25 protein-coding genes and 2 pseudogenes are annotated in these 22,683 nt (G+C 32.5%); 10 read left to right on the top strand and 17 right to left on the bottom strand.

Annotation, left to right across the window (positions count from 1 at the left end; all coding sequences use genetic code 11):
• The gene (locus tag BUB42_RS08615) at positions 1-960 is read right to left on the bottom strand and encodes a CobW family GTP-binding protein (protein WP_073019215.1); all 960 of its coding nucleotides are present in this window, start codon (positions 958-960) and stop codon (positions 1-3) included.
• An 87-nt stretch (positions 961-1,047) separates the two neighbouring features.
• On the opposite strand from BUB42_RS08615, the gene BUB42_RS08610 reads away from it, so the two are divergent.
• The 3 genes from BUB42_RS08610 to BUB42_RS08600 all read left to right on the top strand — a co-directional run bounded on the left by BUB42_RS08610 (position 1,048) and on the right by BUB42_RS08600 (position 3,059).
• A complete protein-coding gene (locus tag BUB42_RS08610) occupies positions 1,048-1,431 on the top strand; it encodes a Fur family transcriptional regulator (RefSeq protein ID WP_073019213.1) in 384 nt (127 codons plus the stop codon).
• Positions 1,432-1,590: 159 nt separating this feature from the next.
• The gene (locus tag BUB42_RS08605; protein WP_073019211.1) at positions 1,591-2,238 is read left to right on the top strand and encodes a metal-dependent transcriptional regulator; all 648 of its coding nucleotides are present in this window, start codon (positions 1,591-1,593) and stop codon (positions 2,236-2,238) included.
• A gap of 2 nt (positions 2,239-2,240) precedes the next feature.
• Positions 2,241-3,059, top strand: coding sequence for a ZIP family metal transporter (locus BUB42_RS08600; RefSeq protein WP_073019209.1), 819 nt, complete (start codon positions 2,241-2,243; stop codon positions 3,057-3,059).
• Here BUB42_RS08600 and BUB42_RS16240 read toward each other — a convergent pair.
• From BUB42_RS16240 to BUB42_RS08585, 4 genes are all read right to left on the bottom strand, one after another.
• On the bottom strand, positions 3,056-3,184 hold the full coding sequence (locus BUB42_RS16240) for a FeoB-associated Cys-rich membrane protein (RefSeq protein ID WP_139257321.1): 129 nt from the start codon (positions 3,182-3,184) through the stop codon (positions 3,056-3,058). The two genes, BUB42_RS08600 and BUB42_RS16240, sit on opposite strands and share 4 nt — an antisense overlap.
• 204 nt (positions 3,185-3,388) lie before the next feature.
• The gene (locus tag BUB42_RS08595) at positions 3,389-5,647 is read right to left on the bottom strand and encodes a TonB-dependent receptor family protein (RefSeq protein WP_073019207.1); all 2,259 of its coding nucleotides are present in this window, start codon (positions 5,645-5,647) and stop codon (positions 3,389-3,391) included.
• 127 nt (positions 5,648-5,774) lie between these two features.
• Positions 5,775-7,874 carry a ferrous iron transport protein B gene (feoB, locus tag BUB42_RS08590; protein ID WP_139257328.1) on the bottom strand — a complete coding sequence of 700 codons (2,100 nt, stop codon included), beginning with the start codon at positions 7,872-7,874 and terminating at the stop codon, positions 5,775-5,777.
• Positions 7,874-8,113 carry a FeoA family protein gene (locus BUB42_RS08585; RefSeq protein ID WP_073019204.1) on the bottom strand — a complete coding sequence of 80 codons (240 nt, stop codon included), beginning with the start codon at positions 8,111-8,113 and terminating at the stop codon, positions 7,874-7,876. The genes feoB and BUB42_RS08585 overlap by 1 nt, the downstream gene beginning before the upstream one ends.
• Before the next feature lie 387 nt (positions 8,114-8,500).
• On the opposite strand from BUB42_RS08585, the pseudogene BUB42_RS17000 reads away from it, so the two are divergent.
• Both BUB42_RS17000 and BUB42_RS08580 read left to right on the top strand, forming a co-directional pair.
• Positions 8,501-8,689, top strand: a pseudogene (locus BUB42_RS17000) (IS91 family transposase); the annotation flags it as partial.
• Positions 8,690-9,034: 345 nt separating this feature from the next.
• On the top strand, positions 9,035-10,111 hold the full coding sequence (locus tag BUB42_RS08580) for an IS110 family RNA-guided transposase (protein ID WP_073019202.1): 1,077 nt from the start codon (positions 9,035-9,037) through the stop codon (positions 10,109-10,111).
• A 448-nt stretch (positions 10,112-10,559) separates the two neighbouring features.
• Here BUB42_RS08580 and BUB42_RS08575 read toward each other — a convergent pair whose 3' ends face one another.
• Positions 10,560-11,480 carry an AbiTii domain-containing protein gene (locus BUB42_RS08575; protein WP_073019200.1) on the bottom strand — a complete coding sequence of 307 codons (921 nt, stop codon included), beginning with the start codon at positions 11,478-11,480 and terminating at the stop codon, positions 10,560-10,562.
• Between the two features lie 127 nt (positions 11,481-11,607).
• Between BUB42_RS08575 and BUB42_RS08570 the strand changes: the two genes are divergently transcribed.
• On the top strand, positions 11,608-11,805 hold the full coding sequence (locus tag BUB42_RS08570) for a hypothetical protein (protein WP_073019198.1): 198 nt from the start codon (positions 11,608-11,610) through the stop codon (positions 11,803-11,805).
• A 185-nt stretch (positions 11,806-11,990) separates the two neighbouring features.
• Here the strand turns inward: BUB42_RS08570 and BUB42_RS08565 are convergent, their stop codons facing one another.
• Positions 11,991-12,281 carry a helix-turn-helix domain-containing protein gene (locus BUB42_RS08565; protein WP_073019196.1) on the bottom strand — a complete coding sequence of 97 codons (291 nt, stop codon included), beginning with the start codon at positions 12,279-12,281 and terminating at the stop codon, positions 11,991-11,993.
• Positions 12,282-12,283: 2 nt separating this feature from the next.
• Positions 12,284-12,625: a type II toxin-antitoxin system RelE/ParE family toxin gene (locus tag BUB42_RS08560; RefSeq protein WP_073019184.1), complete on the bottom strand. Its 342-nt coding sequence runs from the start codon at positions 12,623-12,625 to the stop codon at positions 12,284-12,286.
• Between the two features lie 376 nt (positions 12,626-13,001).
• Between BUB42_RS08560 and BUB42_RS16995 the strand changes: the two are divergent.
• Positions 13,002-13,142 (top strand): annotated as a pseudogene (locus BUB42_RS16995) (IS91 family transposase); the annotation flags it as partial.
• Positions 13,143-13,394: 252 nt separating this feature from the next.
• Here BUB42_RS16995 and BUB42_RS08555 read toward each other — a convergent pair.
• The 7 genes from BUB42_RS08555 to BUB42_RS08530 form a co-directional block, all read right to left on the bottom strand.
• A complete protein-coding gene (locus BUB42_RS08555) occupies positions 13,395-13,952 on the bottom strand; it encodes an SHOCT domain-containing protein (protein ID WP_073019182.1) in 558 nt (185 codons plus the stop codon).
• Between the two features lie 5 nt (positions 13,953-13,957).
• Positions 13,958-14,371, bottom strand: a complete 414-nt coding sequence (locus BUB42_RS08550) for a superinfection immunity protein (protein ID WP_073019180.1) — start codon at positions 14,369-14,371, stop codon at positions 13,958-13,960.
• A 781-nt stretch (positions 14,372-15,152) separates the two neighbouring features.
• On the bottom strand, positions 15,153-15,311 hold the full coding sequence (locus BUB42_RS16395) for a hypothetical protein (RefSeq protein ID WP_170857203.1): 159 nt from the start codon (positions 15,309-15,311) through the stop codon (positions 15,153-15,155).
• A 2-nt stretch (positions 15,312-15,313) separates the two neighbouring features.
• Positions 15,314-15,769 carry a DUF6934 family protein gene (locus BUB42_RS08545; RefSeq protein WP_073019169.1) on the bottom strand — a complete coding sequence of 152 codons (456 nt, stop codon included), beginning with the start codon at positions 15,767-15,769 and terminating at the stop codon, positions 15,314-15,316.
• Between the two features lie 651 nt (positions 15,770-16,420).
• Positions 16,421-17,845: a S41 family peptidase gene (locus tag BUB42_RS08540; protein WP_170857202.1), complete on the bottom strand. Its 1,425-nt coding sequence runs from the start codon at positions 17,843-17,845 to the stop codon at positions 16,421-16,423.
• A 34-nt stretch (positions 17,846-17,879) separates the two neighbouring features.
• Positions 17,880-18,956 (bottom strand): C1 family peptidase, encoded by a 1,077-nt coding sequence (locus BUB42_RS08535; protein ID WP_073019165.1) that lies wholly within the window; start codon positions 18,954-18,956, stop codon positions 17,880-17,882.
• Positions 18,957-18,994: 38 nt separating this feature from the next.
• On the bottom strand, positions 18,995-19,792 hold the full coding sequence (locus BUB42_RS08530; protein WP_073019164.1) for an AraC family transcriptional regulator: 798 nt from the start codon (positions 19,790-19,792) through the stop codon (positions 18,995-18,997).
• 185 nt (positions 19,793-19,977) lie between these two features.
• Between BUB42_RS08530 and BUB42_RS08525 the strand changes: the two genes are divergently transcribed.
• On the top strand, positions 19,978-20,505 hold the full coding sequence (locus BUB42_RS08525) for a transposase (RefSeq protein ID WP_244533909.1): 528 nt from the start codon (positions 19,978-19,980) through the stop codon (positions 20,503-20,505).
• 56 nt (positions 20,506-20,561) lie between these two features.
• Entirely contained in the window at positions 20,562-20,771 is a 210-nt protein-coding gene (locus BUB42_RS08520) for a hypothetical protein (protein WP_073019162.1), read from the top strand.
• A 164-nt stretch (positions 20,772-20,935) separates the two neighbouring features.
• Here BUB42_RS08520 and BUB42_RS08515 read toward each other — a convergent pair whose 3' ends face one another.
• Both BUB42_RS08515 and BUB42_RS08510 read right to left on the bottom strand, forming a co-directional pair.
• The gene (locus BUB42_RS08515) at positions 20,936-21,241 is read right to left on the bottom strand and encodes a helix-turn-helix domain-containing protein (RefSeq protein ID WP_073019160.1); all 306 of its coding nucleotides are present in this window, start codon (positions 21,239-21,241) and stop codon (positions 20,936-20,938) included.
• A 5-nt stretch (positions 21,242-21,246) separates the two neighbouring features.
• On the bottom strand, positions 21,247-21,600 hold the full coding sequence (locus BUB42_RS08510) for a type II toxin-antitoxin system RelE/ParE family toxin (RefSeq protein WP_073019158.1): 354 nt from the start codon (positions 21,598-21,600) through the stop codon (positions 21,247-21,249).
• A gap of 175 nt (positions 21,601-21,775) precedes the next feature.
• Here BUB42_RS08510 and BUB42_RS08505 point away from each other — a divergent pair.
• A partial coding sequence (locus BUB42_RS08505) for a transposase (protein ID WP_139257319.1) occupies positions 21,776-22,683 on the top strand: 908 nt, incomplete at its 3' end.

Raw genomic sequence — 22,683 nt, 5'->3', positions numbered from 1 at the left:
TTAAGAAATTAGTTGCGCTTTTTTTTTATTTATTTTTTCGAAAGCAGGTTTCATTAGTCGTTCTATTGATTTAATTTCTAATACTGTTCCAATGAAAACCAACTGACTTTTTTCGATCTTTTTGTTTTTAACGGGCGTTATTGAGGTCGTTTTCCCGATGGACTGAACTAAAAAAACTTCATTATTAGTATCTAATACATAGCCTTTTATCCTAAAAATTTGATGATAATACAAATACAAAATCTTGAATAACTCATATTTTAATTGTTGAATGTTAAATTTAGAATCGGTTTCAAAAAGTAGCGATTTTATGTTATGGATATTTTTAGTTTGATCTATAGTATTTTCAATCCTTATTTTGGAATTGTTTGGAGTAAATAGAAAATCCTTCAACAAACCACCATCTTTAGAAAGTATAATTTCTGCAAACGGATTTAAGGATTTTACTAATTTTTTTACAGAATCAATTTCGTTGAGTTCAATAGTTTCGGTTTTGTTGATTAAGATACAATCAGAAGCCACAATTTGTTTGTGTATTTCGACGGCTGAATCTATATAGTAATTAATATTTTGCGCGTCAACAACACATATTATTTTTTTCAAATCAAATTTTTCAGAAATATATAACTGATTAAATATGGAAGCCACTTCGCCCGCATCAGCAATTCCAGTAGTTTCGATAAACAGATTATTTGGTTTTTCTGGCAAACTGTCTATTAGCGATAAAGTTTCAAATAACTGGTTACTTATGGAACAACAAATGCAACCGTTAGTCAATTCGAAAACCGATTCAAATTTTCCTTTTATTAAAGTAGTATCTATATTAATCTTACCAAATTCGTTTTCGATAACTATGTTTTTTTGATCAGAAAACTGTTGCAACAAAGTATTTAAAAGTGTTGTTTTTCCAGAACCTAGAAATCCTGTTAGAAGATAAACGTATATCTTTGCCTTTTTCATAATAACTTTGCACTTACGATTTTAAATAAAGTACAAAGATACTTTAAATTTATATATCGCAACATTGTTGCATTAATTATTATTATCATGAAAACAACTCGAAATACCACCGCGAAAACCACCATTTTAGAAATTATAAAACATTCAGATGTGGCTTTATCGCATACTGAAATTCAGACTCTAAGCAACAATATATGTGACCGAGTTACTATTTACAGGGTTTTAGATCGCTTAGTAGGGGAAGATGTAATTCACAAAATTGTAAATTTAGACGGAACCATAAAATATGCGAGTTGTCATCACGCTCACAATGAAGTCGAGCACACGCACAATCACATTCATTTTAGTTGTGAGAAATGTCATGCTGTAACTTGTCTTGATACTGTTGAACCTACCTTTAAAATGCCTTCCAATTATTTAGTAAAAGCCGTCAATTTTACACTTTCAGGTTTGTGCCCTAGTTGCCTGTGAGACTTGAGTTTATTTTAGACGCATCTAAAAAATATTTTTTTGGTGTCGTTTTTTGTTTATATTTGTTTCCTTATCTGTTAAGTCGAGTGGTTTTAGAAGGATTATTTTTTTGATAATCGTCAAAAGCAGATTTTGTAAAGAAATATATAAACAGTAGGAATGACTTACTCAGAAGAAAATTACCTTAAAACCATTTATCATCTAACTTCGATGACAGAGGAAGCAGTCAGCACTAATGCGATTGCCGAAAAAATGGACACTAAAGCATCATCAGTTACGGATATGCTTAAAAAACTTGCTGAAAAAGATTTGGTAAACTACATTAAATACCAAGGCGTTTCGCTCACTGAAAACGGAAAACTAGCTGCTAAAATGATCGTTAGAAAACACCGTCTTTGGGAAACTTTTTTAGTAGAAAAGTTAGAGTTTTCTTGGGATGAAGTACACGATGTTGCCGAACAATTGGAACATATTAAATCTGAAAAATTGATTAATAAACTAGATGATTTTCTAGGAAATCCTACCGAAGACCCGCATGGAGATCCTATTCCAGATGCAGAAGGTAGGATTATCAAAGTCGAAAAACGGCTTCTTTCTGAACTCGAAAAAAATCAGTCTGGCATTTGCGTAGGCGTAAAAGACACTTCGTCAGATTTTTTAAAATACTTAGACAAACAAGAAATAGCTTTAGGATCCCAAATAGCAATCATAGAAAAGGAAACGTTTGATAATTCTTTCAAAATTCGAGTGGGTAGCAAAGAGTTAATGATTTCAAATAAAATAGCCAGTAATTTATACATTCAATAATTATGTTTCAAGATATAGTTGCTTATTTCACAAGTATTGATCCTATTTTGGCCGCGTTATATGCGAGTTTGTTTACTTGGTTTTTAACCGCACTTGGCGCGTCGTTTGTGTTTTTTTTTAAAACTATGAACCGCACTGTTCTTGACGGAATGCTTGGTTTTACCGGCGGAGTTATGGTTGCGGCAAGTTTCTGGAGTTTGTTGGCTCCAGCCATAGAGATGACAGGTGGCGAAGGATTTTCAAAAGTGATGCCAGCTGCTGTAGGTTTTTTTCTTGGTGCATTGTTTATTTTTGGTATTGATAAAGTGCTACCTCACATTCATATTAATTTTAAAGTAACCGAAGGAATTAAATCACCTTGGCAACGCACTACATTATTAGTTTCTGCTATTACATTGCACAATATTCCTGAGGGACTGGCGGTGGGTGTGCTTTTTGGTGGAGTTGCGGCTGGTATTCCTGAGGCTTCCATTGCAGCTGCAGTTACTTTGGCGATAGGAATAGGGATTCAAAATTTCCCTGAGGGAATCGCTGTTGCTATGCCTTTGCGCCGAATGGGAATGAGTAGATGGAAAAGTTTTATGTATGGACAATCTTCTGCGCTTGTTGAACCTATTGCAGCAGTTTTAGGAGCTTTTGCAGTTACTTTTTTTACGCCTATTTTGCCTTATGCGTTAGCTTTTGCAGCAGGCGCGATGATTTTTGTGGTTGTTGAAGAGGTAATTCCCGAAACGCAACAAGACAAAAACACTGATATCGCTACGCTGGGATTTGTAGGGGGTTTCATAGTAATGATGACACTTGATGTTGCACTTGGTTAATGGCAACCACAGTCATCACTTCCGCAATCTTTACCTGATTTTTTCTTTTTAAAAAAGAATTTTTTAGCTAGGAATGCTAGTGCAATTCCAAGTAAAATATAAGCAATAACTTCTTGAATATCCATACGGTAAAATTAAGAAAAGCAATTTCTAATGGCTGCTTTATACCGTTAAAGTAATGACAAAGTTTAAGATTGTTAGTCTCGTGTAATCGTCAATATTTATCTGGTCTAAACTTTTTTATAAGTAGGAACGGTATACAAAAAAGGAGTGAAATCAATACCGCGATTCCACTCCTTTTTAAATAGTACTATTAGAACATTATCTAATTATAATTTTGCTCCAATAGAGATAAAGAAAGTTCTTGCTTCTCCTGGCAGAATACCTGGTCCAGGATATCCACTTGCTCTTCGGGTTGCATAATTTTCATTTGTCAAATTATTTATACCAGATCTAATATTGTAATTTTTAAGAAATTTATATTCAGCTGATAAATCCATCACTTTGTAACCGTCTAATAATCCCGTTACACCATTTGCTGATGCAGCGGTTGTGTTATTGGCATCAGTAAAAATCTTACCAGAGGTTTTATATTGCAATGTTGCTGAAAATTGAGTTTTACTCCAACTGATTCCAAAATTATGTATGTATCTCGGTGCATTTTCTACACGATTTCCCGCAAGATTAGTTTCAGTTATCACAGTGTTAGGTGCTGCTCCTGTTGCTGAACTAATTCTAAAATCAGTATATCTTGAATCAATAAAACTAGTGGTTGCAAAAACATCAATATTTCCAAAGGCATTATCTACACCAAAAAATTTAGTAACATTCATGTTTACAAAACCTTCTATTCCTTTATTTACCGTTTCTCCTAAGTTAGTTCTAAATAAAAATGTACCTTGAGTAGGGTCGTTATTTACAAATTGTCTTACGCCACCAATTCTATTATTATAACTCAAATAAAACAAACTAAAATCGAAATTTAAAAATCCTTTTACCGTTCCTCTATAACCTAAATCAGCGTTGTATCCACTTGCATCTCTCAAATTAGGATCCACAACATCAGTAACTGCTGGTGGTGTAATGTCAGAGAACAAAACTGGTCTAAATGCTTGAGTGATGTTACCGTATATATTAGTTGAACCTAATTTATATTCCATCCCAAGACCAAAAAGCGGCTGATGGCGAGTAATTTTTTCATTTTGAAAAGGAATATCATTTCCTGAGCTTACGCCAAATCGCCCATCTCCAGAAGAAGTAATATATTCATATCGAACACCAGGAACAACACTAAAATTTTCCGTTACTTTAAAGTTATTTTCAGCAAAAAATGCAACGTTTTCAGTATTAAAATGTAAATCTCTTGGATATTTTTCAAGCGTGGTTAAATCGAAATTAGAGCCTGTTGTTCCTCTACCACTTTGTTGTCTCTGTGTTTCGGCTTTATACATTCTAGCTCCAAATGCTAAAGTATTTTGGCTTTTGCCAATTGCATAACTGTAAGTGTTTCTGTTTTCAATTCCAATATTTTTGTAAAAGTCTCTGTCAACTCTTCTATTAGAATAATCATTAGTTGCAGGATTTATAGCGTCTTCAACGTTTGGAGTTCCTAAAAAACCGACACTGTTACGCTCGCCCACTAAACCAAAAAGTTTTGTGTTTGAAGTAAGAGAATTAGAAATTTTGGTATCAAAGTTTACCGAAAATAAATTCCATGGCGCACCAAACCAGTTTCTATCTCGTGAGGACTGTCTTGAATTTTCTTTAAATTGTTGATCCGTTAAACCCCCAGCTTGCTGCATGGAGTAATCCATATTAGTATATTCAGCAGATAATTTTGTATCTTCTGTAAAAGCATATTCTAAAAACAAGTGTGAATTACGAACTTTGTACTTGCTATTTTCTCTCCAACCGTCCCCGCTTCTGGAATGGTTATACGCATAGTAAGAGAATTTATTTATTTTTCCTCCAATGGCATTGTAGCTACTCATCAAATTATAACTTCCAACTGTATTTTGAGTTTCAAAAGTAAATTTCCTTTTTTGTTCTCTTTTTAAAACATAGTTCAGCATTCCTCCAAATTGTGGTCCAAATTGCAAAGATGCACCTCCACGAACTAATTCGATGTTTTCAACTGCTTCTAATGGTGGATTATAATATGCTTCTGGATATCCAAAAACATCTGATGATATGTCGTAACCATTTTGTCTTGTGTTTAATTCCCAGCTTCTATTAGGACTTAAGCCGCGAACACCAATATTAACTTGGATTCCCGAACCATCATTTTCCCAAATGTTAACCCCTGGAACTCTTGAAAAAACCTCACGTGCGTTATTAGTTGTTAAATTTGCGGTAATAGCTGATAGTTTTAAAACTTCATTCTTTTTCCCAACAAATATCACATTCCCTTTTACTGCTGGTTGTCTCTCCGGACTTTGCTGAAATGGAGTTACAATTACAGTTTCTAGATCGATAGCGGCTTTATTTGCATTTTCAATACTATCTAATTCTGTTTTTGATTGCTCCTTTTGTTGCGCAAACAAAACGGAAGTTATTAAAAGTGAAGCGGCAATTATACTATATTTCATTATTATTTTTATTTAGATTAATTCTAAGCTGCAAAGATAAAACGCAAATCTTATTTAGACAAATTAAAAATAACATATTTGCGTTATTTAACATTTGTTGAAATGTGGGGTGAAAGGAAAGTTGAGATTATTTAAGAATTTGGTATGTAATTAAGGCAACCACATAAGCCAGTCCAGACATTAGAATTAATTGTCCAAGTGGCCACTTCCATGAATTAGTTTCTTTTTTAGTGATGGCAAGTGTACTAGCGCATTGCAAAGCAAAAGCATAAAACAATAACAATGATATTCCTGAGGCAAAATTAAACACTTTTTGACCAGTAGCCGGATTGATTTCTGCTGCCATTTTGTTCTTAATAGTACCTTCATTATCGGTTCCACCTACGCTGTAAATAGTGGCTAAAGTGCCAACAAAAACTTCTCTTGCAGCAAACGAGCTGATAATGGCAATTCCTATTTTCCAGTCGTAACCCAAAGGCGAAATAGCAGGTTCAATTGTTTTGCCCATAATTCCTATGTATGAGTTTTCTAATTTTTGCGAAGCGACTGCATTTTCAAATTCGTCCGGATTTAAGGGCGAAGTAATGTTGTTTTTAGTAATAATTTTTTCAGCGTCGTTAAAATCTTTTCCTGGACCATAGGATGCTAAAAACCATAACACAATGGAAATGGCCAAAATGATTTTTCCCGCACCAAAAACAAAAGCTTTTGTTTTCTCAATCACATTAATACCAACATTTTTAAAAAGAGGCAATTTATAATTGGGCATTTCTACAACAAAATAGGTTTTACTCTTTATTTTTAATATTTTGTTTAAAACATAAGCCGACAGGATAGCGGCTGCAAAACCTAAAAGATACAGTAGCATTAAAGTTAAACCTTGCATATTCAAAAATCCAAGTAAGTGTTCATCCGGAATTACTAATCCTATGATAATGGCATATACAGGTAATCTCGCTGAGCAAGTAGTAAAAGGAGTTACTAAAATGGTTATTAATCTTTCTTTCCAGTTTTCTATATTTCGAGTTGCCATAATAGCAGGAATCGCACACGCAGTTCCTGAAATGAGCGGAACGATGCTTTTTCCTGATAAACCAAATTTTCGCATTATTTTATCCATCAAGAAAACCACGCGGCTCATATATCCGCTTTCTTCAAGAATAGAAATAAACATAAACAAAAACGCGATTTGCGGAATAAAAATCAAAATTCCTCCAATCCCTGGGATAATTCCTTGTGAAATTAAATTAGTCAAAACACCTGAGGGTAGTTCAGCGGCAGTGTAAGCGCTTAAGGACGCAAAACTACTGTCGATAAAATCCATTGGAATTGTTGACCATTCAAAAATCGACTGAAAAATAACAAATAGGATTAAAAAGAAAATCACATAGCCCCAAACTTTGTGAGTAAGAACTCGATCAAGTTTGCTTCGATAATCTTTAGCAACACTTGAATCAATTTTAAGTCCTTCTTTTAAAGCATCATTGATAAATTGATATCTTTTTATTGTTTCTTTTTGCTGTAAGCGTTTTAGATCAGAGTGCGATTTAGTAAAAGAACTGCGAATTTCATTTCGATCTAAATTCAGGAAATTTACATCTTGAGTAATTACCAACCATAATTTATACAACAATTGATTAGGAAATGCTTTGCGCAAACTATCAAAATACTCAGGATCAATAATCGAAGCATTCAGGCACGATTCTGTTGAAAGAGATCGATAGTTAACAATCATTTCTTTTAATTCTGGAATTCCAAATCCTTTTCTCGAACTAATAAGTGCAATTTTAGTTTTTAGTTGTTCTTCAAGATATGGAATATTGAGTGAAATTCCTTTGAACTTCATTCTGTCGGCCATATTTATGACCAATATTGTTGGAATTTCTAAATCTTTTATTTGAGTAAAAAGTAGTAAGTTTCTTTTTAAGTTTTCAACATCGGTAACTACAAGTGCCACGTCAGGATACAATTTGTCTTTCTTGTTTAATAACAATTCAATGACAACATTTTCGTCAATTGAACTGGCATTTAAGCTGTAAGTTCCCGGTAAATCTAGGATGTTTGCTTTAATGTTATTTGGTAATTTGCAAAAACCAATTTTTTTTTCAACTGTAATTCCGGGATAATTACCTACTTGCTGGTTTAATCCTGTTAACTGATTAAAAACAGAAGTTTTACCTACATTAGGGTTGCCGATAAGAGCAATATTGATATTTTGTTTACTAATCATAAGTTGAGTTTAATAATATCAACTTCAATTTCCTTTGCAGTTTCTACTCTAATCGCTACATGCGAACCGTTGATATTCAAAAATAATGGATCTCCAAAAGGTGCAATTTGGAGTAATTCTACCATGTTGCCTGGCAAGCAACCCATTTCCAATAATTTTAAGGGAACGGTATCGATGTCAAAGTCTTTTATGATGGCTTGTTCTCCTTTTTTGAGCGAATGTATCGTTGTTAGCAAAGCTTATTTAGATTCAATTAAGATTGCAAAAGTACATAATTTAAAGTAATTTAAAATGATCGTTATCATATTAATATGCCAAAAAAGAGGAGATAAGTTAGATTTATGATGCTTAATATTTAAAAAATATAATATATGATAGGTTTAAGAATATTATTCTTCACTTAGAAACCTAATAGCTGTAATTAAACGCTTCATATCGAATTTGTTGGTCCCGATATAAAAACCACGAACTCTTTTTTTTAGTATGGACCAAAACAAAATTTTCATTGTGAATCTTATCTTATCATTCGCTAGGTTTTCCGTCTCAATAATTGTCTGGTTGTAAGTGATACATGCCCCAAACTCTTATAATACGGCATTACGGTTTTTAGGTAGTTTCTCAATGAACGGGAAAAACTAAAACTTTTACAAGAAAAACTAAAAGTATTAGAAAAGCCTTTCCTTGGTAAATGTCCTTTTTGCAAAACAGGCATTTTTCATCGAATAGCTGTTCTTGACTAGCGAGGTGCGCCTCCCGAAGTGTCGGGATGGTATCTTGGCAATAGCCAGAGCTCAAATCATGATAAAAATTAACTTGATAGGTAAGGGAAATTGTGATTAAGCCCGAAACTTTGGGAAAGGAAAACAAGAAAAAAACGACCTTTTTGTACTGCAAAAAAAAAGAGGACTATTAATCTCCTTGATATTCATTAATATACTCTATGATAACTTCATAAGTGTTGACGGCATGTAATCGGTTCCAGCCTGTCCGCCGCGGAGGATTCAACCGCGGGTTCATTACTTCGTCCGTTCGCTGTCGCTCGGGTGTTCGTTCGCCGCGGCGAACGCAACGAGCATCCATGTAAAAGCAGTAAATTGAACCTCAAAATAAATATTAACTGCAGTACAGTTTTAGCGGTCTGCCAATACTTTAATGATATGAGTATTCAAATTACTACTAGTCCAAAAGTATATATTGGTTTGGATATACACAAGAAAACATGGACAGTTTCCATTCAGACCGATTTATTTTTCCATAAAACGTATTCTATGCCTTCAAAATCATGTGATTTAGAGCAATACGTAACTAATAATTTTCATAATCATGATATTTATTTAGTTTATGAAGTAGGTTGTTGTGGGTTTTCTGTAGCTCGCTATTTTTTAAATTTAGGCTGGAATGTACTGGTATTCAACCCAGCTGACGTGAAGACAGGAAATAAAGAACGGTATCAGAAAACAGATGCATTGGATGCTAAAAATTTATCCAACCAGTTAAAATCTGGCACTTTAAAAGGGATCAATATCCCTACTGAAGTTGAGGATCAGTTCACGAGTTTGGCACGTCATAGAACACAGGTTACAAAGAAATTGAGGACAACTAAACTCCATATCAAGAGTTTGCTGTTGTTTCACGCAGTAGAGGTTCCCGTCGAATATGACAATTCGAACTGGTCTAATGGTTTTATAGAATGGTTAGAAAAAGTGAAATTCAGCACTACTTGTGGAGATCTGGCATTACAAGGGAAAATTAGAATGTACAAATTCGTCAAATCAGAATATTTGGAAATTGCCAATCAAATGCGAGCCTATTGTCGAAAAAGCCACAAAGAAGATTACAATTTATTGAAGAGTATTCCTGGTATTGGGGGTTATCTAGCCTCTGTTATTATTGCAGAATGTGGTGATTTGAGGCGTTTTAATACCGAGGGACAATTTGCTAGCTTTGTTGGAATTGTTCCTGGAATACACATAAGTGGTGGTAGCGAGAAATGTTTGGGAATAACTCCTCGGAGCCGAAGTCAATTACGAAGTTACTTAATTGAAGCGGCTTGGATGGCTGTGAGGAAAGATCTTGAAATGCAACAGTATTATAGAAAACATCAAGGAAAGAATGTAAAAAGTATCATCGTAAAAGTAGCTCACAAAATGACTCGAAGGATACTAGCAGTCGTTAAGACACAAACCCCATATAAAATTAATAAAAACATAATTTCAGAAAAATCAATAGTATAAAATTAAAAATAGGAGTAGCGAAAATCAAAAAATAACTTTCTTAAGAGTCTCACAAAATAACAAGAAAAAATAGACTGCAAAGCTAAGGTGGTAGCCACGCTAAAGCGTGGGCTACATAACGAGCCGGCAGCTATTTTATTATTCTTACAACCACACAGGTGCTGGTGGCTATTTATTTAGACCACAAATAGGAGCCTGAGCTTTAAGAATTTAAAAGTGAAATATGATATAAAAGAGCAAAAACTAATCGTGGCATTATTGAAAAAGTCAGAACAACTTTTTCTGTCCAGAGCCTACGGCGGACAAAAAGTTGTTCCCAACTTTTCCAACAAGCCGTTGGAACGGTATTTTATACTCGAAAATCACCCACATATCGCCCATATAAAAAGTTGTTAATAACTTTAAATGCTTTACATAGGAACCCTAGCTGTTATGCACAGTTATTTTATTACATTCCATAATATTTTTTAATTGCTTCGGCTAATAAAGTTCCCGCAACTCCAATTCCAACGTTCCAACTTCCATCAACTGTTTTGCCAATCATTTTTGCAATCCAAGTATTCACTTTAACACCAAATTTTTCATTTTGAAAATCTGGTGCTTCTAAATCAACTATTTCGGCAATTTCTGTCGTATCATCTTCTGTTAATCCAATATTTTTTAAATGAGTAATTAAATCATCTTTATTTGCTTTATTGATATTTGGAGTATTTTTTATGGTTGACTTTTTGCCTGTATTTAAAATATTTCCATCACCTGTTATAATTGTATTGTTTACAATTGAAGAGATTTCTTCTTTTTTCATTGTCAAATCTTTTATTTCTGTTAAATTACCATATTTACCATCAAGTTCTAACATAAAATCTAATAATTTATTTCTTACATTTATGATTATTTCGACGACAGAACTTTTAGGCATTGATTTATATACTGAAATAAGTTGAAGATATGGATTTCCCATATTAATCCAATTTTCTTCTATTATGGATGACAACTCAGCTCTAATTGCTCCATTTAAAGTAGAAGATTTGTTACTAATTATTAATTTTTCAAGCATACTAATACTTTCTATAAAATCTGTAGTTCTTAATTTTTTTTCAAATGATTTATCTAAACCTATTGTTGGAACTTGTGTATTTGTATATTTCATTGTTCCATTAATAAAAGTTCCTTTTAGTTCATTATTAATTTCTCTTCGGTAATTAGGTATTTTATTTGTGTTTAGATATCCGGATAATTCATTATTTACCCAATTTAATAAAACTTCATTTTGTATTCTACTTGCTAGAACTTTAGTTTTTAATAATGCTGAATTTAAAGATTTTTCTTCATCAATTAAATCATTAATAATTTGACTTACAAGTTCCATTTTTTTTGTTTTAGATTCGTGAGGTATAATTGTGCATAACGTCAGTCTGTGAAAAAACTTTCGCTTTATTTGCGTCAAATATAGTATTTTATTTTTGATATAAGCGAGAAAATTTGTACATTTAAAGATGCAACATATATCTGGAATATCGCGTCAACAGTTACAAATAAGTACTTTAGAAGATAAAATCGCTTTAGATAATCCTGTGCGTTTTATTGAAGCTTTTGTAGAGCACATCTCACTTGAAGCACTTGGTTTTTCGGTACAAACTATAAAATCCGAAGGTTGTACAAGTTTAACTATTATGCAAAAAAAAGAGGCATGATTGCCTCCTCAAAATCCTTCTAATAACTTAAAATTAACTCTTTAGTGTTGGCGGCATGTAATCGGTTCTATCCTGTCAGCCGCGGAGGATTCAACCTCGGGTTAATTACTTCGTCCGTTCGCTGTCGCTCGGGTGTTCGTTCGACTCGGCGAAGGTACCGAAACCCTAGCTGTTAGCAGATGGAGTTATAGTTCAATTTGAATTTTCACTTTTCCGCCAAACCCTTTTTCCACAATATCGTATAAAGTTTTAAGAGTTAAGTTACTTCCATTATTTTCAATTCGAGAAATATATTCTCTCTTTTTATCAACTAATTCTCCAAGTTCAGTTTGAGTTAGTTGTTTTTCTTCACGAGCTTTTTTCAAAAGTATTCCAATTTTAAAACCTTGAATTTCTCTTTCAAGTTCGTCACGTCTTTCAGTGCCTTTTTTACCGTAAACATTGTTTTTTATTTCTTTCCACGTTTTAGTTTCCATGATTATTTAGTTTTTTCAGAATAATATTTAGTCATTAATTTCAACGCTTTTTTAATTTCATTTTTAGGCGTTTTCTGAGTTTTCTTTTGAAAACCATTTAAAAGTATTACAAGTTTTCCTTCGTCAAAAAAGCAAAATACACGCCAAATATTTGAACCAAGTTGAATTCTCGCTTCGTAAAGTCCATTATTTCCTTCCATTGATTTTAAATAATTCGCTGGAACTCTTTCTAATGTTTCAATAGCTTCAATAATTTTGAATATTTTATCTTGAACTTTTTTCGGTTGTTCAAGGAGAAACTCTTCAAAGTGATTTTCATATGCTATAACTTCACGTACTTTCATTTTTCAAAGGTAACTTAAAAGTTACTAATTTTCCAAATTTATTTCGAAATTTCTTCTTTATTTACGATTTTTGAGACTATATCTGCCAACGTCAGTCTATGAAAAAACTTCCGTTTCATTTGAGTCAAATATAGTATTTTATTTTGTTATAAGCGAGAAAATTTGTACGTTTAAAAATGCAACATATATCTGGAATATCATGTCAACAGTTACAAATAAGTAGTTTAGAAGAAAAAATCACCTCAGAAAATCCTCCCGAAGTTTCGGACGTTTTATCGATGCTTTAGTAGAGCATATCTCACTTGAAGCACTTGGTTTTACGGGACAAACTATAAAATCCGAAGGTCGTCCCAGTTTTGACACTAAGTTGTTTCTTAGACCTTTTTTACCCAAATGCCCTTGTTGCAAAACAGGCAATTTACATCGAATAGCTGTTTTTGACCAGTGTGGTCCGCCTACCGAAGTGTCGGGATGGTATTTTGGCGATAGCCAAAGCTCAAATCATTGTAAAAATTAACTTTATGGGTAAAGGAAGTTGTGACTAATCCTGAAAATTCGGGAAAGGAAAACAAGAGAAAAACCGGACTTTTTTTACAGTAAAAAAAAAGAGGCTCACTTGCCTCTTGAAATTCTGTTTCAATACTTCACGATAACTCCATAGTGTTAGAGGACTCTCAACCGGTTCCAGCCTGTCCGCCGCGGAGGATTCAACCGCGGGTTCATTGTTCGTTCTTCGAACGCAACGAAACCCTAACTGTTGTGTGCTGTTTTAATTTTCGGCATCTTCACTTATACATTCTTCACAATAAATCATTTTTTCTAATGGTAACCAACCAATAGATTTTTGTCCTTTACTATTTAAAAATCTAACATAACCAAAACCATTTTCAATTTGAGTAACATATACAGTGTCATTAGTACTAAAATAGGCTTTTTTTTCTGTATTGATTTCTGGTTCCTCAAAAAAATGCACCAAGGTTGAATTATCAGCTTGAACAATATAATTACCTAACATAGTATCGGTTTCGACATTTCCGACTGAATTATTTTCTGTTTCAAATTCTTCATCATTTCGATTAAAAAAATAAAAGGCTAAAATACCAATACAAATAATTCCTATTGTGTAAAGAATTGAATTATTAACAAAGCTTTTACTTTTTTCAAACTCAACATTGTCGTTAATTCTTTGTTTTTCTTGCTCTTCTGTTTTCTTCTTTTCAATATTTAATAGTTCGTTTTTTTTTGAATTAAACTCATTTTCTGTTATGGTGCCGTTTTTTAATAGTTCGTGCCAATCTTGAATAATTCCGTAAATATTTTTCTCCATGTTTATTATTCTAAAATTTGATTTTTTTGTTGAATAAATTCTTCTTGAGTTAAAATCCCATCATCCAATAATTGTTTTAGTTTTTTCAGGTTTTGAATTTTATCTTGATGAGAATTTAGATTTGTATTATCTATTTGTTCGGATTTAATTCCTACACTTGTCAAAGTTTTTAATTCGTTTTTAGGTTCAATCGAAGAATTATTATTTACAACAATTGTTTGTGGTTTGTTATCACTTGTTACACTCCAAACTAATGCAACAATCCATCCAATAAAAGTCCAACCCAGAAAAAGGTTAAGTAATAAAATTGCAAATGTGTTTGATTTTCCACGTAACATTGCAATTACAGTTGGTAGAAAATAAGAAAATAAACTTATTATAATTACAATTGCGCTTAATCCTGCTAAATACTCTAACATACTTTTTTATTTTTTGCTTACTCTTTCAAAATGCAGTTTTCAGCTTTCCTGTTTTTAGTTGTAGTTTCTTGGGATTTTCGTTGCTCAAAAATAGCACACAACGTCAGTCTGTGAACAAACCTCCGTTTTATTTGCGTCAAATATAGTATTTTAATTTAGATATAAGCGAGAAAATTTGTACATTTAAACATGCATCATGTATCCGGAACATCTCGTCAATAGTTACAAATAAGTAGTTTAGAGGATAAAATCGCCTCAGATAATCCTCCTGATGCTCCGGGATCGTTTTTTTGAAGCTTTGGTAGAGCACATCTCACTCGAAGCACCTGGTTTTACGGTACAAACTATAAAAGCTGAGGGTTTTGCAAGTTTGACTATGTTGCAAAAAAAAGAGGCATGATTGCCTCCTCAAAATCCTTTTAATAAGTTATAGATAACTCCATAGTATTGCCGATATGTAAGCGGTTCCAGCGATGCTCCGGGATCGTTTTTTTGAAGCTTTTGTAAAGCACATCTCACTCGAAGGACAGGGTTTTACGGTGCAAACTGTAAAATCCGAAGGTCTTCCCAGTTTAATATATTACAAAAAAAAGAGGCTTGATTACCTTTTCAAAATCCTTTTAATAAGTTAAAATTGACTCCATAGTGCTGGCGGCATATAAACGGTTGTAGCCTGTCCGCCGCGGAGGATTGAAGTGCGGGTTCATTACTTGGTCAGTTCGCTGTCGCTCGGGTGCTGGCTTTTCAAGCCTAAAGAACCCTTACCTTTTAGCAGTAGTATTTATTTTTTTATTTCAACTTTAGGTAGACCTGCTTTTGCCAAAATTTCGTTTGCTCTTTTTAATTTTTCAGGAAACAATACCTTTCCTTTAAATTCTTCCAATTTTTTGTCGAAAACAATAATCGGAACTTTCGATTGATTTAATTGATCTATTGTCATAACTATAATATATTTTCTTTTTTTGTTAACAAAAATGCTTCGTAATCTTCTCCTACTATAAATGTGACCCATTCTCCGATATCATTTAATCCGAAAACTTTAAAGTCCTCATTTATTTCAGCCAGATTATTTGTGATTCCCATTCTGTATAATCTTGTTCTAATGTTTGTACTTCCAGTTGCTAAAATCCATGCTTTGGGATTTTTCTGAGTAAAAGCATAAACTGTAGAAGCGACAGTTGCTAAAACTTTTAGACTATCTCCATTATTCGTTACAGAAATGTCGCTTGTTGTTTTAGTTTTTTCATTATAATCAGCAAATCCTAAATTGTATACATTTTCAGTTCCTGTTTCAGTAAATTCTACTATTTTTTTAATAAGTCCTTTCGGTCCTTCACTACTAAATTCATAATAGCTCATTGAAGTTTCTGAACGATATTGATATTTAGGATATTTCATTTATTGTTTTAAAATTAATAATCAAATTTATAAAAGATTTTCTATCGTTTCGGTTTCTACATTTTTTTTTAACATTACTATTTACATCAGTCTGTGAAAAAACTTCCGTTTTATTTGCATCAAACATAGTATTTTAATTGAGATATAAGCGAGAAAATTTGTACATTTAAATATGCAACATATATCTGGGATATCGCGTCAACAGTTACAAATAAGTAGTTTAGAAGAAAAAATCTCGTCAGACAATCCTCCCGATGCTTCGGGAGCGTTTTATTGAAGCTTTTTTAGAGCACATCTTACAAGAAGCTCTTGGTTATACAGTACAAACTATAAAATCCGAAGGTCATCCTAGTTTTGACACTAAGCTGTTTCTTAAAATCTATTTTTATGGTTATCTGAATGGACATTGAAGTTCAATAAAGATTAAAAAAAAAACAATACTTTGTACTGCAAAAAAAAAGAGGCCACTTGCCTCTTGAAATTCTACATCAATACTTTACGATAACTCCATAGTGTTAATGGCATGTAACCGGTTCCAGCCTGTCCGTCGCGGAGGATTCAACCGCGGGTTCATTGTTCGTTCGCCGCGGCGAACGTAACGAAACCCTTGCTGTTGAACGCAACGAAACCCTTGCTGTTATATGCCGTTTTTTATTTATCTAGCAGTTTTTCAATAGCTTTTAATATATTTATTTTATCTTTTTCTAGATCGTTAGCAACACTTCTGAAAAATGTTTGTCTATCATTTGGATAATTTAATTCGTAATGAACAGGAACTCCAATATTCTCGTAAATTTGCCCATTTTTATCTGTGTAAATTTCGTTTGATACTGAAAAATGCCATCTGTTTGGTAAATTCTTTTGTAAAGCATCTGAAATTGCTCCGTTTGTATGTGAACCAATACGTTTTAAATTATTTAATTCCATTGAACTTAATGCAATCATATCTGTTGCACTTGCAGACTGTTGAGAAGTCAAGAGATAAACTGGTTTTGTGTATGGATTTTTGGCAAGCTCTAAATAAATAGGTGTTTTTTTTGTATAGCCGTTATTGTGCTTTGCTTTTTTTACAGCGATTTGTTTTCTGTCAGCGTTAAATCGTCTTAAAATTTCTAATGCTACTGCATCCTGTCCACCACCATTAAAACGAACGTCTATAATTATATGACTTGTTTCTTTTAAGTCTTGCATAATTGTATCCATTAGTTTACTTATTCCAGCAACTTCCTCTGCAATTTGTTGTTCGTAATTTAAATTATCAAATGCGTCCATATATGTTGAAACAAATCCATTCTCTTTAACAAGACTATCATTTACATTTAAATCCGCATACAAAAACATTGCTTTTATCTGGATGTAGCCAACATTGTTTTCCATCTTTCCCCATTTCATAAGCCAAGTGTCTTTGGTAAAATCCTCTTTAATATAATAATCTGCGACAATTCCGGCTATCTCAAAATCGCCATATTCTCTTAATTCTTCCGTTTCGTCTTCTAATTCTGATTGAATTTTATTTTCTGCCAATTCGTAAATTTCATCCGTTGGTTCTATCGAACCGTGATTGTCTTTCAATTTTTCAAGCATATCTTTAATAACTAAATATAAGTCAAGTTCTGTACTTTTTGAATTGATTTTGTTTTTCGAGTTTATGTAAACATTATCCCAATCAACGTTATTAAGTTCAAAATAAGCATAATGATTTTTGTATGTATTTGCAAAAACTTCGAAGTTATATAATATGTCATTTTTGTTTTTTGGATTTTGTTTACATAAAATTGGAAACTCCTTTATTCTAGAGTATTGATAATCGCTAAATCCAAGTTTTACAGTCAACGTATCATTTGAAATTTGAATTGCATTTTTTATTTCTGAAATATTGCCTTCTTTAGACGGTAAGCAAGAAATATCAGTTATGTCAAAATATTTATAAGTGGTAGAATCTATTTTTAAAATTTTTCCATAGCCGACTGATTTCCAAATCCCCTTGATTGAGTTATTTTTTTGGTACTTACTACTGCAAGAAATTAAAGTACAAAGAGTTGTAAAGAGTAGAATTAAGTTTATTTTTATTCTCATCGATTTTATTTTTATAATCTTATCGCTTAAATATTTACGTTTGTTTTTTCTTAATATTTTGTGGTATGGCATTTTGATGAACCAAGACAGAAACTGTTTTTAAAAGAAGTGCATTTTTAGACATATAGATATATCCGTTCATTGTATTGCTTCCTTCAGAGTTTTTTAATAAATAATATAAATTTCCATTTTTGTCAATAGCGGTTCCAATAATATGCATATTATGGTCATCAGTTGTTGTCTTTTCTTCAAAGGTTTGCTGTCGCAATAGTTGAGTAATTTTCAATTTTTCTTGTTTTTTTGTAAGAGTCAAAACACCTTTTTGAAAATTAAAATTAGTTTCGGTAGCATCTCCATCCCAAGCCAATGAGTATCCATTTTTAAGGGAATTGTTGATTACATTTTCAAAATCTTCAAGCGGAAGGTTTAGATATTTGTTTTCATTCCAATTGGCGGGAATATCTAGAACGACATTTTTGTAAAACTCAAGATGAGAATAACTCGTTATTTCTATATATTCATCTGGATTTATACCTATAAAAGTATCTGCAAAAGTTTTTGGTGTGTATGATTTGCCTTCATAATTAAATGTTTTTGGTGCTGTTCCTAGATATGCATTTAAAACACAACCGAAAGATTTTTCCCAACTTTGCGGTTTTATCCTACCGTAGCCAGAAGTTCCCACAGATTTAACCATAGCCAATAGCAAGTTGTCCATTTCCACGTGGTCGTGTTGCCAATCATCTTCAATAATTCCTTTATAAACCTGTTCTGGTACAGCACCGTATTTTTTATAAGCATCTAAAACACTAAAGGTTAAATCTCCAGCCTCAAACCAGCTTTTGCCTTTTTTTTCAATAAACTTTTCAGCTTTTTTAATATATGTAGGAGATACATAAAATATTGGTGATATTGTAATAGTATCTTTTCCTAAACGAAGTGCTTCTGTTTCTATAAATGATGTAGTTGCAAAACTCCAACAAGTGCCAGAAGATTGTTGGTCTTTAAGTGCTGTTGATTTTATTTTTATTTGGATTTCAAAATCATTTTGATTTTGTGCTCGAGCTTCTAATCCAAAAACAAGTAGTAGAAAGACAATAAAATACTTCATAATAAATAGGTTTCAATTTACGAAGTACAAATATATTTTTAAAGTGAGTTTGAGTCTTGGAAGATATTGCAACTTTGTTTGTACAAGCTTGGACTCATTCCAATATATTTTTTAAAATAATTCGAAAAATTACTTTGGTCATAAAAACCAGAATCTAATGCAGCATCAACGATTGGAAACCCTTGTTTAATTAGAGACTTTCCATACTCTACTCTTTTTAGCATTATATATTGAAATGGCGTCAAACCAATATTAAATTTAAACCAACGAATAAATTGAAATTTATCCATACTAACTATTTTTGCAAGTTCAATTATGCTCAATTTTGTGTTTAAATTATCTGATATGTGCGATTTCAAATTCTGTATAATATAAGATTCATTTTCTACATTGTTAGGATTTCTCCCGCCATAGTTTGTTGTTAGTTGAAATATAATCTGATTAAAAGCTTTGTTTAATTGATTTATAAAAGTTTTTTCATCTTGCTTGTCGTTGATAAAGTGTTGCAGATTGTTTAGTCTATTAAATAGTAAAGGGTTTTCGATAATTTTACTTTGAAAAATTGTATGATTGAAAGGGCTGATAAAATTAATAACATCCTGACTAACGTAATACGTAGAAAAACTGATGTTTTCTAATGAATTATTTTCGTGAATTTCATAAGGATGTGAAATTATTATTTTACCCGAAGTTGCTATTAATTCGTTTTCAAGAAGCACACCTTTTTTTATTAAAGAAATACAATATGTGTCGTGATAATGTGAAGGATATTTAGCCTTTTGATTTTGAAAACTTAAAAGCTCTAACGAATCTAATGTTCTTAATTTTTGTTTCATACTTTTTTCATTAAATTCTATTAATTTAGAATTGTAAAATAGTGAAAATTATTACCAAAATTTTGTTGATTAGCACGATTTTTAAAATGGCATACAACGGCAGTCTGTGAAAAAACTTCCGTTTTATTTGCATCAAATATAGTATTTTATTTTGGATAATAGAGAGAAAATTTGTACATTTAAAGATGCAACATATAACCGGAACATCTCGTCAACAGTTACAAATAAGTAGTTTAGAAGATAAAATCGCCTCAGACAATCCCATACGTTTTATTGAAGCTTTCGTAGAGTACATCTCACTCGAAGCACTTGGTTTTATGGTACAAACTATAAAATCCGAAGGGCGCCCCAGTTTTGACACTAAGTTGTTTCTTAAAATCTATTTATATGGGTACCTAAATGGCCTTAGAAGTTCTAGAAAGTTAGATAAAGAGTGCGTTCGAAACATCGAATTACAATGGCTTTTAGAGGCTATTTGCCCAAATTATCATAGTATTTCTGATTTTAGAAAACAAAATCCAGCAGGGCTTAGAAAACTATTCAAACTCTTTGTTTCTTTTTTGAAAGATGCCGACCTAGTTGCTGGTGAAACCATCGCAATTGACGGCACAAAAAGCAGAGCGCACAACAGCAAGAAAGCTAATTTTAACCAAAAGAAAATTGACAAACACTTGGCTTATATTGAAGAAAGAACTCAAGAATACTTGGCATAATTAGAATCAATGGAGAACACAGTTTGTTTGTGTTAATATACAACATCAAACGCACGATGAATATTCTGGGAATTCCCGATTTAATTGATAAAATCCAGAAATGGAATGCAAAATACCCACCAAAAGGGTATGCCGTAATCAAAGTGACCTTTTTTAAGCTCTTCTGCGAGTTCAAAAATATCAAACAATTATTTCTATCTCTAAAAACCGACTCGCTTACAAGCGAGTTTTGTGCGAATAGAAAAGGCATTATTGAATTAATTTGAGCAAAAGTGGGGTAAATTCACAGCCTGACGTTCCCGCGCTTTGCGCTGTTGCGAGCTTCGGAACTACTTATTTTCTGTTAAAGATACTATTTTTTGCGAAATATAAACGTCCGGCTTGCACAAAATTCGCAATAGCGCAAAACGTGTGTTGGTTGATAGTGCCTTTATGCAGTTAGACTTAATTTCAAATGTCCCCCTAATCCTTGTCTGATTATTCTCATTAATGTTGAAAGTCTAATATCACTAGCATTATTTTCTATTTTAGAAATGTAAGTTTTTGTTGTTCCACATTTTAATGCTAATTGTTCTTGTGTCATTCCACGTTCTTTTCTCATTTCTTGAATTAAAACGCCAAGTTCAAAACTCTCATATTCTTCTTCATATTTTTGACGGGTTTCTGTTCCGCTTTTTCCATATTGAGCATCTAAATGTTCAGCGAATGATGTAATTTTTTTATTTTCTGTTTTCATAATCGTTACTTTTTATATTTATATTCTAAATATTCTTTTTTTAGTTTTTCAGCTTTTTCAATTTCAGCCTTTGGAGTTTTTTGCGTTTTCTTTTGAAAACCATTTACTAAAACAACAAGATTTCCTTTATCAAAGAAACTAAAAATTCTAAAAATGTCAGATCCAACTTCAACTCTTACTTCAAATATTCCACTTGAACCTGTGATATGTTTGAAAAATTTTTCAGGAATTCTATCTTGAGTTGATATTAGCTGTAATGTCCAGTTAAATTTCTTTTTAACGTCTTCTTTTTGAGCGTTAAGAAAGTCAAGATAATAATCTTCGTAATAAATAACTTCCCTTATAAATTTCTCATTCATAGCGCAAAGTTATTCAATTAGATAACATTCTACAAATTATTAGTAAGATATTTTCTTTTTTTACGATTTTTTTGGCATTTCCACCAACGTCAGTCTGTGAAAAAACTTCCGTTTTATTTGCATCAAATATAGTATTTTATTTATGATATAAGCGAGAAAATTTGTACATTTAAAGATGCAACACATCTCCGGAACATCGCGTCAACAGTTACAAATAAGTAGTTTAGAAGATAAAATCGCCTCAGATAATCCCATACGTTTTATTGAAGCCTTTGTAGAGCACATCTCACTTGAAGCACTTGGTTTTACGGTACAAACTATAAAATCTGAAGGCCGTCCCAGTTTTGACACTAAGTTGTTTCTTAAAATCTATTTATATGGGTACCTAAATGGCCTTAGAAGTTCTAGAAAGTTAGAAAAAGAGTGCTTTCACAATATCGAATTACAATGGCTTTTAGAGGCTATTTGCCCAAATTACCATAGCATTTCTGATTTTAGAAAGCAAAACCCAGCAGGGCTTAGAAAACTATTCAAACTCTTTGTTTCTTTTTTGAAAGATGCCGACCTAGTTGCTGGTGAAACCATTGCAATTGATGGCGCAAAAAGCAGAGCGCACAACAGCAAGAAAGCTAATTTTAACCAAAAGAAAATTGACAAACACTTGGCTTATATTGAAGAAAGAACTCAAGAATACTTGACAGAATTAGAAACAAATGATGTAAAAGACAACACAGTAACCGTTACTAAAATCCAAGAAAAAATAGCGCGATTAAAGAAAAACAAAATCCGTTATGAATTTCTGGAAGAAAAACTAAAAGCTAGTGGCGAACCTCAAATTAGTACCACCGATTCTGACTCACGCGCACTACTGGTTCAAGGAGTTGTGGTCGAGATAAGTTACAATGTCCAGGCAGCGGTAGACAATAAACACAATTTAGTGGTTGCTACTCACACTATTAATCGCAATGATCGCAACGCACTGGCAGCTATCGCTATCGAAGCCAAAGAAAATCTAGAGCTAGAAACTTACACGGCTTTGGTAGATAAAGGCTACCACAACGGACGCGAAATCACTGAGTGCAA

Origin of the sequence: Flavobacterium micromati (genome assembly GCF_900129585.1) — a bacterium.
Lineage (GTDB): Bacteria > Bacteroidota > Bacteroidia > Flavobacteriales > Flavobacteriaceae > Flavobacterium > Flavobacterium micromati.
The sequence above is the reverse complement of the archived record's forward strand: the minus strand, read 5'-3'. Positions and strand labels throughout refer to the sequence as shown.